Origin of the sequence: uncultured Corynebacterium sp. (genome assembly GCF_946998835.1) — a bacterium.
In the GTDB taxonomy this organism is placed as follows: Bacteria; Actinomycetota; Actinomycetes; order Mycobacteriales; family Mycobacteriaceae; genus Corynebacterium.
Genome location: NZ_CAMQAZ010000006.1, coordinates 53834 through 67824, shown reverse-complemented (window position 1 = coordinate 67824; position 13991 = coordinate 53834). Strand labels below are relative to the sequence as shown.

Annotated in this window: 26 protein-coding genes; 23 read left to right on the top strand and 3 right to left on the bottom strand. The window is 57.0% G+C overall.

Translation table 11 applies throughout. The features are described 5' to 3' along the window. Positions 1 to 8 precede the first annotated feature (8 nt). Complete coding sequence (locus Q0U90_RS03400; RefSeq protein ID WP_297451641.1) at positions 9 to 413, top strand: hypothetical protein; 405 nt, start codon at positions 9 to 11, stop codon at positions 411 to 413. An 848-nt stretch (positions 414 to 1261) separates the two neighbouring features. On the opposite strand, the gene Q0U90_RS03395 is transcribed toward Q0U90_RS03400, so the two are convergent. From Q0U90_RS03395 to Q0U90_RS03385, 3 genes are read right to left on the bottom strand one after another with little or no spacing between them, the layout of a single operon-like run. Continuing rightward, positions 1262 to 2443, bottom strand: a complete 1182-nt coding sequence (locus tag Q0U90_RS03395) for a tyrosine-type recombinase/integrase (RefSeq protein ID WP_297451791.1) — start codon at positions 2441 to 2443, stop codon at positions 1262 to 1264. Beyond that, positions 2440 to 2838, bottom strand: coding sequence for an ImmA/IrrE family metallo-endopeptidase (locus tag Q0U90_RS03390; protein ID WP_297451788.1), 399 nt, complete (start codon positions 2836 to 2838; stop codon positions 2440 to 2442). The genes Q0U90_RS03395 and Q0U90_RS03390 overlap by 4 nt, the downstream gene beginning before the upstream one ends. 59 nt (positions 2839 to 2897) lie before the next feature. Further along, a complete protein-coding gene (locus Q0U90_RS03385; RefSeq protein ID WP_297451785.1) occupies positions 2898 to 3359 on the bottom strand; it encodes a helix-turn-helix transcriptional regulator in 462 nt (153 codons plus the stop codon). 169 nt (positions 3360 to 3528) lie between these two features. Here Q0U90_RS03385 and Q0U90_RS03380 point away from each other — a divergent pair, with 169 nt between their 5' ends. From Q0U90_RS03380 to Q0U90_RS03280, 22 genes are all read left to right on the top strand, one after another. Then, the gene (locus Q0U90_RS03380) at positions 3529 to 3780 is read left to right on the top strand and encodes a helix-turn-helix domain-containing protein (RefSeq protein WP_297451782.1); all 252 of its coding nucleotides are present in this window, start codon (positions 3529 to 3531) and stop codon (positions 3778 to 3780) included. After that, a complete protein-coding gene (locus Q0U90_RS03375; protein WP_297451779.1) occupies positions 3780 to 4775 on the top strand; it encodes a lambda-exonuclease family protein in 996 nt (331 codons plus the stop codon). The genes Q0U90_RS03380 and Q0U90_RS03375 overlap by 1 nt, the downstream gene beginning before the upstream one ends. Before the next feature lie 2 nt (positions 4776 to 4777). Then, entirely contained in the window at positions 4778 to 5608 is an 831-nt protein-coding gene (recT, locus tag Q0U90_RS03370) for a recombination protein RecT (protein ID WP_297451776.1), read from the top strand. After that, the gene (locus tag Q0U90_RS11605; RefSeq protein ID WP_366516620.1) at positions 5605 to 5916 is read left to right on the top strand and encodes a WhiB family transcriptional regulator; all 312 of its coding nucleotides are present in this window, start codon (positions 5605 to 5607) and stop codon (positions 5914 to 5916) included. Before recT ends, Q0U90_RS11605 begins: the two co-directional genes overlap by 4 nt. Then, entirely contained in the window at positions 5906 to 6736 is an 831-nt protein-coding gene (locus tag Q0U90_RS03365) for a helix-turn-helix domain-containing protein (protein ID WP_297451772.1), read from the top strand. Before Q0U90_RS11605 ends, Q0U90_RS03365 begins: the two co-directional genes overlap by 11 nt. Beyond that, the gene (locus Q0U90_RS03360; RefSeq protein WP_297451769.1) at positions 6724 to 7107 is read left to right on the top strand and encodes a hypothetical protein; all 384 of its coding nucleotides are present in this window, start codon (positions 6724 to 6726) and stop codon (positions 7105 to 7107) included. The genes Q0U90_RS03365 and Q0U90_RS03360 overlap by 13 nt, the downstream gene beginning before the upstream one ends. Further along, positions 7104 to 7484, top strand: coding sequence for a hypothetical protein (locus Q0U90_RS03355; protein WP_297451768.1), 381 nt, complete (start codon positions 7104 to 7106; stop codon positions 7482 to 7484). The genes Q0U90_RS03360 and Q0U90_RS03355 overlap by 4 nt, the downstream gene beginning before the upstream one ends. 43 nt (positions 7485 to 7527) lie before the next feature. Beyond that, positions 7528 to 8811 carry a DNA methyltransferase gene (locus Q0U90_RS03350; protein WP_297451765.1) on the top strand — a complete coding sequence of 428 codons (1284 nt, stop codon included), beginning with the start codon at positions 7528 to 7530 and terminating at the stop codon, positions 8809 to 8811. Then, on the top strand, positions 8812 to 9273 hold the full coding sequence (locus tag Q0U90_RS03345) for a hypothetical protein (RefSeq protein WP_297451763.1): 462 nt from the start codon (positions 8812 to 8814) through the stop codon (positions 9271 to 9273). Further along, positions 9273 to 9587 carry a hypothetical protein gene (locus tag Q0U90_RS03340; protein ID WP_297451760.1) on the top strand — a complete coding sequence of 105 codons (315 nt, stop codon included), beginning with the start codon at positions 9273 to 9275 and terminating at the stop codon, positions 9585 to 9587. Before Q0U90_RS03345 ends, Q0U90_RS03340 begins: the two co-directional genes overlap by 1 nt. 102 nt (positions 9588 to 9689) lie before the next feature. Further along, the gene (locus tag Q0U90_RS03335; RefSeq protein ID WP_297451757.1) at positions 9690 to 9992 is read left to right on the top strand and encodes a hypothetical protein; all 303 of its coding nucleotides are present in this window, start codon (positions 9690 to 9692) and stop codon (positions 9990 to 9992) included. 14 nt (positions 9993 to 10006) lie between these two features. Continuing rightward, entirely contained in the window at positions 10007 to 10312 is a 306-nt protein-coding gene (locus Q0U90_RS03330; protein ID WP_297451754.1) for a hypothetical protein, read from the top strand. After that, the gene (locus Q0U90_RS03325; protein ID WP_297451752.1) at positions 10305 to 10598 is read left to right on the top strand and encodes a hypothetical protein; all 294 of its coding nucleotides are present in this window, start codon (positions 10305 to 10307) and stop codon (positions 10596 to 10598) included. The genes Q0U90_RS03330 and Q0U90_RS03325 overlap by 8 nt, the downstream gene beginning before the upstream one ends. 154 nt (positions 10599 to 10752) lie before the next feature. Further along, positions 10753 to 11172, top strand: coding sequence for a single-stranded DNA-binding protein (ssb, locus tag Q0U90_RS03320; protein WP_297451750.1), 420 nt, complete (start codon positions 10753 to 10755; stop codon positions 11170 to 11172). A gap of 70 nt (positions 11173 to 11242) precedes the next feature. Continuing rightward, a complete protein-coding gene (locus Q0U90_RS03315) occupies positions 11243 to 11530 on the top strand; it encodes a hypothetical protein (RefSeq protein WP_297451746.1) in 288 nt (95 codons plus the stop codon). A 10-nt stretch (positions 11531 to 11540) separates the two neighbouring features. After that, positions 11541 to 12008, top strand: coding sequence for a hypothetical protein (locus tag Q0U90_RS03310; RefSeq protein WP_297451743.1), 468 nt, complete (start codon positions 11541 to 11543; stop codon positions 12006 to 12008). Then, complete coding sequence (locus Q0U90_RS03305; protein WP_297451739.1) at positions 12005 to 12496, top strand: class I SAM-dependent methyltransferase; 492 nt, start codon at positions 12005 to 12007, stop codon at positions 12494 to 12496. Before Q0U90_RS03310 ends, Q0U90_RS03305 begins: the two co-directional genes overlap by 4 nt. Continuing rightward, positions 12483 to 12632: a hypothetical protein gene (locus tag Q0U90_RS03300; RefSeq protein ID WP_297451736.1), complete on the top strand. Its 150-nt coding sequence runs from the start codon at positions 12483 to 12485 to the stop codon at positions 12630 to 12632. The genes Q0U90_RS03305 and Q0U90_RS03300 overlap by 14 nt, the downstream gene beginning before the upstream one ends. Further along, entirely contained in the window at positions 12629 to 12997 is a 369-nt protein-coding gene (locus Q0U90_RS03295; protein WP_297451733.1) for a hypothetical protein, read from the top strand. The genes Q0U90_RS03300 and Q0U90_RS03295 overlap by 4 nt, the downstream gene beginning before the upstream one ends. Further along, a complete protein-coding gene (locus Q0U90_RS03290) occupies positions 12981 to 13445 on the top strand; it encodes a hypothetical protein (RefSeq protein ID WP_297451730.1) in 465 nt (154 codons plus the stop codon). Before Q0U90_RS03295 ends, Q0U90_RS03290 begins: the two co-directional genes overlap by 17 nt. Then, positions 13442 to 13693, top strand: coding sequence for a hypothetical protein (locus tag Q0U90_RS03285; protein ID WP_297451727.1), 252 nt, complete (start codon positions 13442 to 13444; stop codon positions 13691 to 13693). The genes Q0U90_RS03290 and Q0U90_RS03285 overlap by 4 nt, the downstream gene beginning before the upstream one ends. After that, positions 13680 to 13952, top strand: coding sequence for a hypothetical protein (locus Q0U90_RS03280; RefSeq protein WP_297451724.1), 273 nt, complete (start codon positions 13680 to 13682; stop codon positions 13950 to 13952). Before Q0U90_RS03285 ends, Q0U90_RS03280 begins: the two co-directional genes overlap by 14 nt. The last annotated feature ends 39 nt before the right edge of the window (positions 13953 to 13991 follow it).

The following is a 13991-nucleotide window of genomic DNA, read 5'->3' as shown; positions in this document are numbered from 1 at the left end:
GTGAGGTCATGTTGATTCAACGGATTCTCACGCCACGCATAGTTGCAGCCGTGTGGGGTATTTTTTCGGCTGTAACCGCCTATGGGTATGTCGGGAAAAGTATTTCCGCACTGACTCCGATTGAAGAAATCATGCCTGCTGAGAGCCTCGCATTCGCGTGGATGGTAGCAGCAGTATTCCTGCTCGTTGGAGCGGCCGTCCCTAGTGGGAACAGGGCTGTTAACCGCTGCGGAGGTTTGTTGCGGGCTGCTGGAATCATTTCTGTGACATTGATATTGACGATGTGGTCACTGAGCTACTTCATGGATTCTGTAGTGGACGGCTCACGCGGCTGGATTTCTGGGAAGAACTATTTATTTCTTGCGCTGGCGTCGATGGTGTCTGCGTGGGTTGCGGGCCGCCACCAGCCGTAGGAGGAAGTTGTGAACATCGACGTCAATTCCCTTCTGGTGGCTGTCCCTGCCGTTATTGTTGCGTCAATCACTGGCTGGGTGACGTTTAAGGGGACTAAGGAAAATTCACGTGTCACTCTGAATGAGAATTTAATAAAGGGACAGGCTGCGCGGATAGACAAGTTGGAATCGAGGTTGGAGGACGTCGAAAGTTCCTTGCAGGAAACGCGGGCCTTGCTGCTTGCCGAGGAGGACCGATCGCACTCATTGCGGTTGGCTCTCCGTGAGGCGTTAGAGGCGCTAAAGGATTTCGTTGAGTGGGCTAGGTCTGATCGTCATTCTTCGCCGCCGACTCCAGATGTAGACGGGTTGGCTCAGGTATTGAGGTCGTCGTATTTAGCTCCGACGGCCCGTAATCCTCCGGGGGTAGTGGATGACAGTGAGCGGTAGCTGTTGTGAGTACATGCCTTGTGTGTGGAGCACATCATTTATCCATCACTTTGTAGCGCTTTTTTAGTGTTATGGAGTGTGACGCAGTGTAATATAGTGTTATATGGTGCGCATTTACGGGTTATTTATAACACTATATTCCCCTATAGTGCATTACACGCCCAGCTGCGCACTAAAGCCGGTGTCGGAGGTTCGATTCCTCTCTGGGGCGCTAAAAACACCGCATACGCTGCACGTATACAACAGTTCAAACGATGGGTAAGCGACCTGAAAGTCGAAAAACATCATTTATCCATCAGTTTGACAACCAGCGTATATTTAAAAGCGAGTTCCCTTTCGAGCTCAAGTGCGGTTGGGTGTACCGCTCATTTTGTCCAAGAAACGCGGCTGGCGTAACCACTGGCCGCGTTTCGCTATATCTAGGCAAATTTCTCTAGCACTGATGTCAGGTCTGGCGCCTGCGCAGCCCGCGCCGCAATGTAGTGCTTCCGAGTCATTGACACGCTCGAGTGCCCCAGCTGTGCCGCCGCTTCCTCATCGCCGATTTCACGGTCAATTAAGGTCGCCACGGTGCGCCGCAGAGTACGGAACTGAACACTATCCATTCCCGCCGCGTGGCGTGCCCTCCGCCACTGCTTATTGATGTTCGTTGGTTCGCGGAAAGTCCCCTTCGACGAAGGGAAGATAGGCGACAGTGGGCTGGCGTGGATTTGCTGCCGTTGCATTACTGCCAGGATCTGCACTGCATACGGTGGCAGGGTAAGCACACGCTGGTTCTTCGTCTTGGTATACGCCTGACGCACAAGACCTTCGCCGGAGCGGCGCACCATCGTCGCAGCAATGAGCATCGTGGGAGCCGGCGCGAGCATATCTACGTCACACCACCTCACCGCCGCTAGCTCCCCTGTTCGGCATCCTGTAGCCAAAAGCAGGTCGAAGAACTGCAGGAGGTCGTGTGCTCTGCCCTCACTGCGTGCGTCCGGTTTCTTCGGATTCCCCGCGTCATCGATACGCCCGGCTGCCCATTCTTCGACAATTTTGCGAAGGTGGACGAGTTGAGCAATGGTGATGACCTCGACGGGTTTCCGCTGTGGCCGTGGTTTCGGAAGGCTAGCGACAGGGTTCGTTGAGATGGCATCGTGCGCGACTGCTGCGGCGAATGACTGGTGGAGTATCGAGCTGGCGCGGATTCGCACGCTGGGTTTCATGCCCTCGAGGACAGTGGATATCCGGCCCGGCGTGATTTCTTCTAGCCGTATTTCTCCTATTACTGGGTTGATGCTGGCATTTATCGTTTGGCGGTAATCGTCAATGGTTTGTGGCTCGACACCGGTTTTCCGCTCTAGCCAGTACTCGGTGAGTTCGCTAATAGTGGTGGTTCGTGTGATGCCGTTTTCTGCCGTCACGGATGCGCTGAGTGTCGCGAGTCGTTCGCGGAGCGCCGCTTTCGCTTTGTTTGTTGTAGCGCCGCGCGCGGAGACGAGGCGGAGTTTGCCATCGGCGAAGCGGAACCGGGCGCGGGCTTCTTTCCTCCCCTTGATGTCGATGACGGCGATGTCGCCCCAGGTTCCGATTGGGGTTCGTGGTCGGCCAGTCATCATGGCACCTGTGGGAGATCGAGGAGGGCACGGCAGATGATGGCGGCTTCAGCTGGTGATGCGGTGGTAAGTCGTGCTGTGAGAGTGTCGCGGTCGATGTCGAGGACTTCGGCAAGGGCTGCGTGTTTTGTGTCGCAGCCTTCCCAGATGATGGCATCGACGAGTTGTTCGAGTGGTACGAGGTTTCGGGCGGCTTCTTCGTCGACTTTCTTTTCTTCGCGGGCGTAGAGGTATGCGGGGAGGTTGGGGATGATGCCGCGTTTGATGTGGGCGAGTTCGTGGGCCAGTGTGCAGCGGCGGCCTTGGGGTGTGAGTTTGCTATTGAGCCAGACTGTTTTTCCGTCGGTGAGTCCGGCGATTCCGTCCGGAAGCGGGGTGTCAATGATTGTGTTGTCCATGACCGTATTTGTAGCACATGGTTTCGATTGGCATTTCACTTTATTCGAACAAGGGTGCGTTATTGTTCGAATGTGGACGAGTCACGCCGATCCACGGTCCTCGCAACAAGGGGAACGGCACTAGCTGGCGCGTCGCCGTCGATGCGGCGTCTAATTTCTTCCAGGAGGTCGCTAGTTGGAATGTCCGTGATGTCATCGTAGATTTTTTGATTCGCTTCCAAGAACTCAATCTCAGCCTTGCGGATTTTGGCAGCGTCAGCGCGACCTACGGCGATGAGCTCCTTTGGGGAGATGTCGAGACCCGAGGCGATGCGGGCCAGCGTTTCTGCTGGCGCGACATTTTCAACGATTTCCCCCGCAGCTAGCCATCTAAAGCCTTTTTCTAGGTCCGAGTAGCGGTTTCGAGACAGACCGACGCGCTTGGCAGCCTCCGTGATAGAGACGGTGGGGATGATTCTCTTTCTAGCGCGTTCAATAAGCTCCGACTCTTCTGGGCGTGGAAGATTGTGGGTGTTGTCCATACCTCGATAGTAGCGACTACCGCGCCTTATTGGACTCTATAGGTAACTAATTAACACTATTTTGCAACGCGGATTATTTGAACCCCACTACCCATAGTGTACTATAGGTACCTATAGACACCTATTGTGTTTAGGTTCCGTAAGTCCCGCATCAGGAAAAGTGAGGAAAATGACAGCACCCATCACCCTTGAGGACATCCGCCATGTCGTCCGAGAAGAACTCGGACGCGCACATCAGACCGACCAAAGCCAGCCCATGAGCCTTAACGAGAAGGACGCCGCCAAATTCATCGGCGTTCCCCACTCGACGCTGCAGCGCTGGCGACGAGACGGTGTCGGCCCCAAGCACTACCGACTCGGCCGGCCAATCTTCTACACCATCGCAGCACTCGAAGAGTGGATGGAAAACGAGGTCAACTAATGACATACACCCAACTGCCCAAAACCGAGACCGAATACGACTGGCTGCTACAACGCAACACAGGTATCGGCTCCTCGGATGCATCAACGATCATGGGACTATCCCCCTACCAAAGCCCCTACTCGCTGTGGGAGATCAAAACTGGACGCGCGCCACTCGACCCGCCAGTCAGCGACCGGCAGCAAGAGCTGCGCGACATGGGCCATGCAATGGAGCCGGTTATCCGTGACCTGACCGCACAGAAGCTCGGCATCAGCATCACCAAAGACGATGTGGCCCTAGCAAGCACCGAGCGCCCCTGGCAGCACTTCAACCCAGACGGCATCACCAGCGATGGGCGCATCTTCGAAGCAAAAAATGTCCACTGGCGCAAAACTGCCGAGTGGAATGGGCAAATCCCAGACCACGCAGAAATCCAAGTACATCACGGCGCCGCAGTAACGGGAATGCATCGAGCGATCGTCACCGGACTGATTGGCGGCAATGAACTGTCAATCCACGAAATCGACATCAACCCCAACGTCGTCGACATCATCACCGAAGCCGAAGCCGCATTCTGGGAGCACGTCGAAAAGGACACTCCCCCACCGCTCGACGGACACGTGCGAACCATGGAATCCCTCACCCGAGAATGGGCGCACCACCCCGGAGCCAAAGAAATCGCGGCCAGCGAAGTAGAGCCATGGCTCATCGAATGGCTCAACGCAAAACAGGAAGAAGCAGACGCAAAGGCCAGGAAAACAAAAGCCGCCGCGCACATCGGGATGCTCATGGAAGGGCATGACCGGCTCATGGACGGCAAGCGACTGCTCGCTCGAGCCCAGCGCGGGCAGCTCAGCCTGTCCAAGTTGCGCGGTGCGCACCCAGACTTGGTGGAGCAGTACATGACGACAAAACCGGCTTTTGACCTTGAGCGCTTCAAGGAAGAACAGGCCGACCTATACACCCAATTTCAAACTGTGAGCATTCGCCCGCAGATATCGAAAGGACTCTAACCATGGCTAAAAATCTCGAACAGCGTCTGGAAAACAAAGCCCCAGCACGCGCGTCCTCTCCAACACTGATGGACCAGATCAAGATGATGGAGAACCAGTTCCAGCTGGCTATGCCACGCGGCGCGGAAGCTGCACAACTTGTGCGCGACGCACTGACACTTCTTCGGCAAACTCCGGGGCTGGCAAACTGCAGCCCCCAAAGCGTTCTCGGCGCCCTGATGACCTGCGCACAGCTAGGACTGCGCCCGGGAGTTCTCGGGCACGCATGGCTGCTGCCATTTAAGAACTACAAGAGCGGGCAAATGGAAGCTCAGCTAGTCATCGGCTACCAGGGCCTCATCGAGCTGGCCCACCGCTCCGGGTCCATTCAGTCAATCAGCGCCCGCACGGTCTACGAAAATGACACATTCGACGTGGACTACGGGCTCTCCGACAACTTAATCCACAAGCCGACAATCTTCGGCGACAAGGGCGCCCCAATCGCTTACTACGCGGTCGTCAAGCTCATTGGCGGAGGCCATGCATTCTACGTGATGAATCAGCAGGAAATGCTGTCCTACCGCGATCGTAACGCGATGGCGAAAACCCGTGACGGCCGGGTAGTCGGCCCATGGGCTGATCACTTCGAAGCGATGGCGCACAAAACCGTGATTCGACAGCTATCTAAGTGGATGCCGAAGGCAACCGAATTCGCCCAGGGCATCAATGCCGATAACAGCGTCCGAGTCGATTTGTCTCCCTCTGCAATTGACTACCCCTCACACGAGGACGGTGAAGCCGCAGAGCCGCCGGTCATTGATGCTGACAGCCCTGAAGGTGATGCCGACCAGTGACATGGGTAGAGCGAGCACAGTGTGTCGGTTGTGACCCGCGGGAATGGGATCTTGATTGGCTCGCAGCCGAGCGGTTCACTAACAGAAAACTTTTTCCGCGGCTGGCTGAGACCCACGCGACACACGTGTGCTCTGGCTGCCCGGTAAAACGAGAATGCGCCCTTGACGCAATCGAATACCAGGACGTCGGCGTGATTCGAGCGGGCGTTGTCCTGCGGGATGGGAAAAACGCAGCCCATAATCGCGCAAAGCTGGTTTTCATCGCAGGTCAAGAGACACGGAAAAGAAGGAAGACGAGTGAGCTTTGAGGCAATGGCGTGGATGCAGGAGCGTGTGCATTTGCTGGAAACGCCATCGGAGGTAGCAGTGTTTCAGTTTCTGTGCTGGCGCGCGAACCCGGATGCCGACCACAGCGTGTGGGTGTCGAAGGCGACAATTGCGGGCCACGCATGCGTGTCAGCGCGGACGGTTGCGACAGTGATCAAGAAGCTGGAGGCCCGTGGTCTATTGATTCGCGGAGAGCAGGCGTATGCGTCTGCGATCCCAGCGAACCGGCGTCCAGTTGTGTGGCGAATCCCGGTTGATTCTCCGGAGTCTGAGGCTGTGGATAACTCGGCCCAGGGGTGCAATGAGGCCACCTCTAGCAAGTCCCAGGGGTGCAATGATTGCATGCCCAGGGGTGCAACTATTTCCACCTTGGGGTGCAACGGTTGCACACAAAAAGAAAAGATAAAAAATAAACCTAAAAAGAAAAGCATGCAGCGCGCGCGAGAAGAATCATCCACAACCCTCGCCACGGTCGCTACGCGACTCGCGGCAGAGGGGTTCACCGAGTCGCAGATCCAGCGGGCTGCCGCGCAGTGGCACCACCGATCTGACATACGCCACCCGAACGCGTTGCGGTTCCTTGCCGAAGATGAGCGAGAACGAGACCGTGTCTACGAAGAAGCCTGGGGCGACGCGCCGCAGGACATCACCGACAGCCATGGAGAATATGACCCATGGGGCGCAAACACGCCTGTACGCCACGCACACACCACAGAAGAGTTACCTATAGTCATCTACTCACATGAACCGCCACAGGCCGACAGCGTGGCGGAGAGAGGGGAAAAACCATGCCTCACATAAGCATCACTCCAGAGGACCTAGCGCATGTCCGCCGCATCCTCAGCCAGTGCCACACCATCGACCCACGGTTCCCTGTCCCCAGCGACATGATGGCAACAGGATGGTTCCTCGTATTCGATGGACGCGGATACACCTGGGAGGAGCTGGAAGCAGGAGTCCTCGAGTTCTTCGCTACTGACACATTCGGGCGAACCCCCACCCCAGGGCTGATTCTAGAAGGCGCAAAATGGGCGCGGAAGCGTCGAGCGGAGGAGTCAGGGCCAGAGGGCGAGTTCCGTCGCGCTATGCGCCGGTGGGAGCAAGACTGCGCCATCGCAGAGGCGGAGGGCGACCACTACCCACGCAAGCCAGAACGAGAGGACTACCTGTGACGACATGGACACTGGTACTGCCCTATTCGAAGCCGCCATTATCGGCGAATCAACGTCTGCATTGGGCGCAGAAGGCGCGGATTACGCGGCAAATAAGACGCGACGCATTCCTGCTAGCCAAGTCAGCGAAGATACCCCCGCTAGAGCGAATCGTCGTACGCATGGAGTACCTGCCGAGAGATAGGCGACGGCGCGACCCGTCGAACCTCATGCCGACGCAAAAAGCGGTCGTGGACGGCTTGGTCGATGCGGGTGTCGTACCGGACGATTGCCCGCCGTTTGTCACTGAATGGATGCCGACGATTACGCCCCACAAGGAGCCTTTGAATGAAACTGACGCTCGCCTGCGAGTATCCATCGAAGCCGTTTCACCATAAAAACCTATAGTTACCTATAGAGCACTACAGATTGGACGACATAATGACAGCTGGAATCGGAACACCAGAGACAATCCGTATCGACAAACTCAATAACTTTCACAAGAACCCACGGCGCGGAAACGTAACAGAAATCGCAGCTAGTATCGCTGCGAATGGGCTATATAAGCCAATCGTAGTCAATCGCGGCACGTACACGAATCGGCCGATGGAGGTTCTCGCCGGGAATCACACGCTAAAGGCGATGCGATTGTTGACAGAGCAGAACCCAGATAGTGCAGAGTACCGGCAGGTTGACTGCTGGATCGTGGATGTTGATAACGACCGGGCGAACCGCATTGTTCTCGCAGATAACCGCACGGCTGACCTCGGCGACTATGACAATCAAACGTTGTTCGACCTCCTAGAATCAATCGACCATGACCTTGATGGAACTGGCTATGGCTACGACGACCTAGCCGAGTTGGCTGGAGAACTCGATTCCATGAGCGCTTCGGAAAGCTTTGTCGAGGAGGATTTCGACGCGACACCTGACGAGTCAACCCCTCCGATTTCACGACTTGGAGATGTTTTCGAGCTCGGGCATCATCGCGTCCTGTGTGGCGACTCAACTGACTCACAACAGATAATAGACAGACTTGTCTACGATGGGCTCGCGGACTGCATTTGGACAGATCCACCTTATGGCGTTAGCTACGTGGGAAAAACGAAAGATGCACTAACAATCCAAAATGACGGCTCAAAGGGGTTGAGTGCATTACTGCACGATGCATTCCAGACATTAGTTGAGGCGAGTAAACATGGAGCACCCGTCTATATAGCGCACGCCGACACAGAAAGAATAACTTTTGAACAGTCAATGCGGGATGCAGGGCTGATTGTTCGCCAGAATCTTGTCTGGGTAAAGCCGACACTGGTGCTTGGCCGGTCGGATTACCACTACAGGCATGAGCCAATTCTGTATGGGTTCACACCCGACGGCGAAGGTCGCCTTGGACGAGGCGGTGAAAGGTGGTTTGGGGACGATTCTCAGACGACTGTTTTCGAAGTTGATAAGCCCGCCAGAAATGGTGACCATCCGACCATGAAGCCAATCGAGCTGATTACTGCCATGCTGCGGAATTCCCTCCCTAAACACGGAATTGTTTTGGATATCTTCGGAGGTTCTGGGTCGACGCTTGTTGCTGCAGAGAAACTGGGGGGGGCGGCACGCCTTGTGGAACTTGATCCACGATACGTGGATGTTATTTGCCGTCGTTGGCAGCATCTAACTGGCGAGTTGCCAGTTCGTGATGGTCAGAAGATTGATTTTTGCGAAAAAGAATAGGTGGTTGAGATGGTTTTCGACCCGTTAAAAACGCGTAAGCAGATGGAGCGCGAAGAGGAGCGAAAAAAGGCGTTGCAGCTGCGCCTTGCCGGAGCGACATACGCCGAGATTGGCGAAGCAATGGGCTGCGGAACAAGCGCAGCACGAATGCGCATCCGAAGCGCATTGAGTGACATTTGTGCTGAGGAGCGCAGCCAGCTGCGCTCAATCGAAGTTGCACGTCTCGACCGCCTGCAGCGTTCATGCTGGACGGCGGCACTGGCTGGCGACCTAGCTGCGATCGACCGGTCCGTGAAAATCATCGACCGGCGCGCGAAGCTGCTCGGTTTAGATGCGCCGCAGCAGCTAGAGGTCGCCTCAACGATGGACGTGGACCTTGACGGGACGGCAGCGAAGATCATGGAGCTTGCCCGAGCGCAGGCCCTTCAGGATGCGCAAGCCGAGATTAATGGCGGTAGCTAGTGGTTGACTACGAAGCGAGATGGGAGCCCGACCCGGCGCTCACGGAAGAGGTTTTGTCGGGGCGTCGGGTTTTATCGGGGTTGGAGCGAGTTGAGGCGCAGTGGGTGGTCGCGGATTTGACTGCGCGCGGGTATTCATCGGACATCATCGGCGCGATGCTGGGATGCACGAGGCGTCACGTGAAAAGAATTCGGGCACGGATTGAGGTGCAGGTGATGATTGCATTCGCCGCTGAGCGGGTGGCGCGCATGCAAGCTCAGGCTCGTGAGGCGGAGGCACTGCGGGTTGCGTACAGGGTGATGGAAAAGAATTGACATAGTGCACTATAGTGCCCTATAGTCTTCTTTAGGGATTATTGGAGCCATGCAAACGAGGAACCAGATAGTCACCTATAGAACACTAAAAGAAAGGGCAACATGAACACCTACACCACAATCAGCGCCGATACGCACAAAATTCATGCCGGATACGACATCAACGGCATCGACTACAGCCTCAGCTTCGACACCAACGGACACACCCTCCAAGAAGTAATCGACGATGCCATCGAATTCTGGAACGAAGCCGAAGGCTCCCACCACGACTTCGAAGTATCCAGCGAGACAGAAAACGACGGCTACGTTGAAATCACTATCTCAGGACACATCACCGACGTCTACAACGAAGGCGAGCCAGTAAACACCATCACGGTCACCATCATCGCGGAAGAAACCGAATAGAAAACCACAAGACCATGAGCACCCCACAAGCAGCTATCTCGAACCTATGGAAAGCCTCCGCAGACCACACCGACGCCCTAATCCGACTCGACGACGAACTCTCCACCCACTGGATGGCCATCATCCGAGGAGAAATCCCCGACACTGACACCAAGCCCCTCACCATCAGAGAAAGGGCCGATATCGCGCTCAAGGCTCAAGCAAAACTTCGGGAAGCCATCGCAGTTGCTGAAACCGCCGGCATTTCCTCAACCGTCATCAAGGCCATCATCGCCAATCCCCGCACACACTTGACCACTAAGGAATTCAACAATGTCTAACCGACTCCCCCATGACGCTCTTGATCTCGCCTACGCCGTCGGAGTTATCGACGCCAAGCCGCGCCCACGAAACCGCGAACCGCGCTACATCCCACCACACAAGAAGCCGGTCAAGCGCAACCCTCGACGCAGGGCATCCCGCCCGGCGGGCCCGCCAGCGATCAGCGCCACCGAAGCTCGCATCACCTCGGCCATCTCAGCCGCAGCAATCATCGTGTCCGCAGTGTCAATGGGCATGGCCACGCAGGCCCATGACATTGCGCTGATGATTAGCGGAGGCAAGTAGATGACCGACCCGAATCACATCCCGGACGATGCCCCAGTGCTCGGATGCGGTACATATGCAATCTTCTGTGGCGCAATCCTCATGCTGATTACTATCTGCGCCCTGCTGTAGAGCACGGCAAAAACCACGACTCTAGAGAAAAAGGACAACACCCATGGCTGGAGAACTCAAAACAACAATTATCGGCAACCTAGTCGGCGACCCGGAACTCAGCTACACCAAAAACGGCACCCCAGTGGCAAACTTCCGCATCGCGCAAGCCGAGCGCGTCTACCGCGACGGACGCTGGGAAGACGGAGACACCATTTTCCTGCCGTGCACTGTATGGCGTGAGCAGGCAGAGGAAGTCGAAGATAAGCTCCGCAAAGGTGACCGGGTAATCGCCCACGGTGCATTAAAGCAGCGCCAGTACGAAACCAAGACCGGCGAAAAGCGATACACCATCGAACTGCTCGTCGACGACATTGGCCCTTCATATCGCTGGGCGCGTAAAACAGCGCCACGCCAGGAATCCTCCGACCCATGGAATGCAGCCTCGCCTGCAGCAACTAAGAGCGACGAGCCGCCCTTCTAGCGGCGCACCCACGTACACCCATCACACTGAATAGTGCACTATAGGCACCTCATAAAAAGGAGAACTCAAAATGAGCCCCATTACAGTCCCTCTCAACATCGAGACCGCGGACCATGTCGTCGAGACCATGGAAGCCGATGCCGCTAGGTGGGAAAAAATTGGTGCCAAGCTCGCTGCCAACGGCTACAAGAAAGAATCAGCCCCCGTCATCTACTGCTCCGACATGAAGCAAAAAAGCCAGGCCGCAGTCGACGCCATCAAAAAAGCCATCAATGACGATTGGCCATGTCTCACCTGCAACCGATGGTCACAGAACTGCTGCGGCCCCTGGGAAACCCCAGAAGAACACGACGACTAGGAGAACACCAATGACACCAGAACAAGCCAGGAAACTACTCGAAGGCACCACACCCGGCCCGCGGGAGGCTAATCACGAATGCCAGGAAGGCGGCACATCTGGCTATGAACAGCAGTACAGCGAAGTTTCTACCCTCGCTGTCACCTATTGGGTCGGCGAACACGCCCCCGCTAGCATTTGCAGGTTCGACTACCACGAAGGGGAGTTTCCATTCGAAGACCTTGACTACATCGGGGAGATGGGCGACATGCGGAAGGACGCGGAACTCATGGCAGCCGCCCCGGGCATGGCCGCAATGATCGCCGGAATGACCACCGAGTACGCGGTGCAGATACCAAACGGGGAACTCGTCGGCGTGGGGTGGAGTTCCTACGAAACCGCACGGGAACACAGAGACGCTTGGCGGCGCGACGGTTACGACGCAAACATCGTCCGCCGATTTGTCACCGCACCACAACCACTAGGAGAAGACCAGTGACCGCGCCCGTCCTCGACGTGACGTGCGGCTCCCGCATGATGTGGTTCGACCCGGACGACGCCCGCGCGCTGTTCGTCGACGAACGCGTCGAGTCCACGGAGGTCTGCGACGGTCGGACCGTCACCGTCCGCCCCGACGTCCAGGCCGACTTCCGGAACCTGCCGTTCCCCGACGAGCAGTTCTCCCACGTCGTCTTCGACCCGCCGCACCTCAAGCGCCTCGGCGAAACCTCGTGGACCCGCGTGAAGTACGGCGCACTTTTTCCGACGTGGCGCGATGACCTCGCCGCCGGGTTCTCCGAGTGTTTCCGCGTGCTCCGCCCCGGCGGGACGCTGATCTTCAAGTGGAACGAGTACCAGATCCCCGTCAGCGAGGTGCTGGCACTGACCGACGCCAAGCCCCTGTATGGGCACCGATCGGGGCGTGCCAGCAAGACCCATTGGATTGCATTCATGAAGGACGAAAGGAACGACTATGACCGTGATTGAGCTCCCGGACGATGACGGCATCGAATTCGACGCGGGCGACCTCGGCACCGCATGGCTCCCATACACCGAACCCCGCGCATGTGACCTCGAAGCCCTCGCCACAGCCCTCATCCAACACGCCAAGGACATGCAATGACCACACTCGACCAGTGCCCACCAGACCAGTGGGAGAACCTGACCGGAATGTGGGTCGAAAACCCACACGGCACCCTCGGCATCCTCCGAGCCATCTCACACAGCACCGGCGGGGTCAAGGCCCGCATCATGTGGCCACGCGCCGGGGGTGGTACGCAAACCGCTTTTACACCCGCCGCAATCCTCACCCTGCGCTATGACCTACCCCGGGCGTGGAACCCGGACGGCACGCCAGCACGCGGGCACACCACCAACCTTGAGGAAATCGCCGACGAATACCGCAACCACTGCCTAGCCAACGGCGACGACAACACAGTCGCGTGGATAGACCACAAGAGGGGAGAACCCAATGAGCAACATCGCTGATCTTGAGGAGCGCATCAACAGCGCGGAAGCTGTGCTCGAAGCGCTCTCGGCGGAACTCGAATCGCTCAAACAGCAAGAGCAGCCGGAGCCGGAGCCGGAGTCACTGTTCGGGCGCTGGGCAACACACCCGGAATACGGGCGTGGAATCATTATCTCCAGCGAGCCCGACGGTGACGGAGAAGTGCGGTTCGCCTGCCGAAGCGGCAGTTACCCGGACGGCGCGACACGTTTCGACCGCCCTGAATCCTTCGACCTTGACCCGGCGACCCTCAGCACTGCCGAGGACTTCGAGGACGCGCCAGAAGGCACCATCGCCGAAGCCACCACGGAACCCCGCGACGTATACGTCAATGACGGGGGGCGGTGGTGGGTGGCCGGCGACAACGTCGAAGCAAATCCCACCACAATGCCCCCGTGCCGCGTTATCCGATGGGGGAACGGACAATGAGACGCGAACCAGACCGAGAAAGCATCACCGGATATCACCGCACCACATGGGCCGAATGGGACTTCGGTGATGAAAACAAATGGCAAAACGTGAACCGGCGATACGCGACCGGCCACAAAGACGACGAAATAACTATCTACTCGGCAGACGCAGGCCAGCACATCACAATCCCCGCATGTGAGGCTCCGTCACTCATTGCGGCACTGAAATCCGCTGTTGAATGGGAGAAAACAAATGAGACTGTCTGACCAGGTACGCGCTCTAGAAGAAGAAAACACCCGGCTACGCGCAGCGCTCGCCGCAGAGCAGGACAACCGCCGGAAATGGCAAGGGGCACTCAACCGCGCCGAGGACATCACCCAAAAACACATGGATAACGCGATGTCCCAATGGGACAGAGAACATGCGCTCGGGGACAAGGTAGGAATGACGATTTACACCCAAAAATGCGTCGGACTCACCTACGCCCTTTCCGCTATCGAAAAAGCAAGAAAAGAAGCCAAGTGACCCAGCCACCAAGCGAGACCGCACTGACTGGGTATGCGA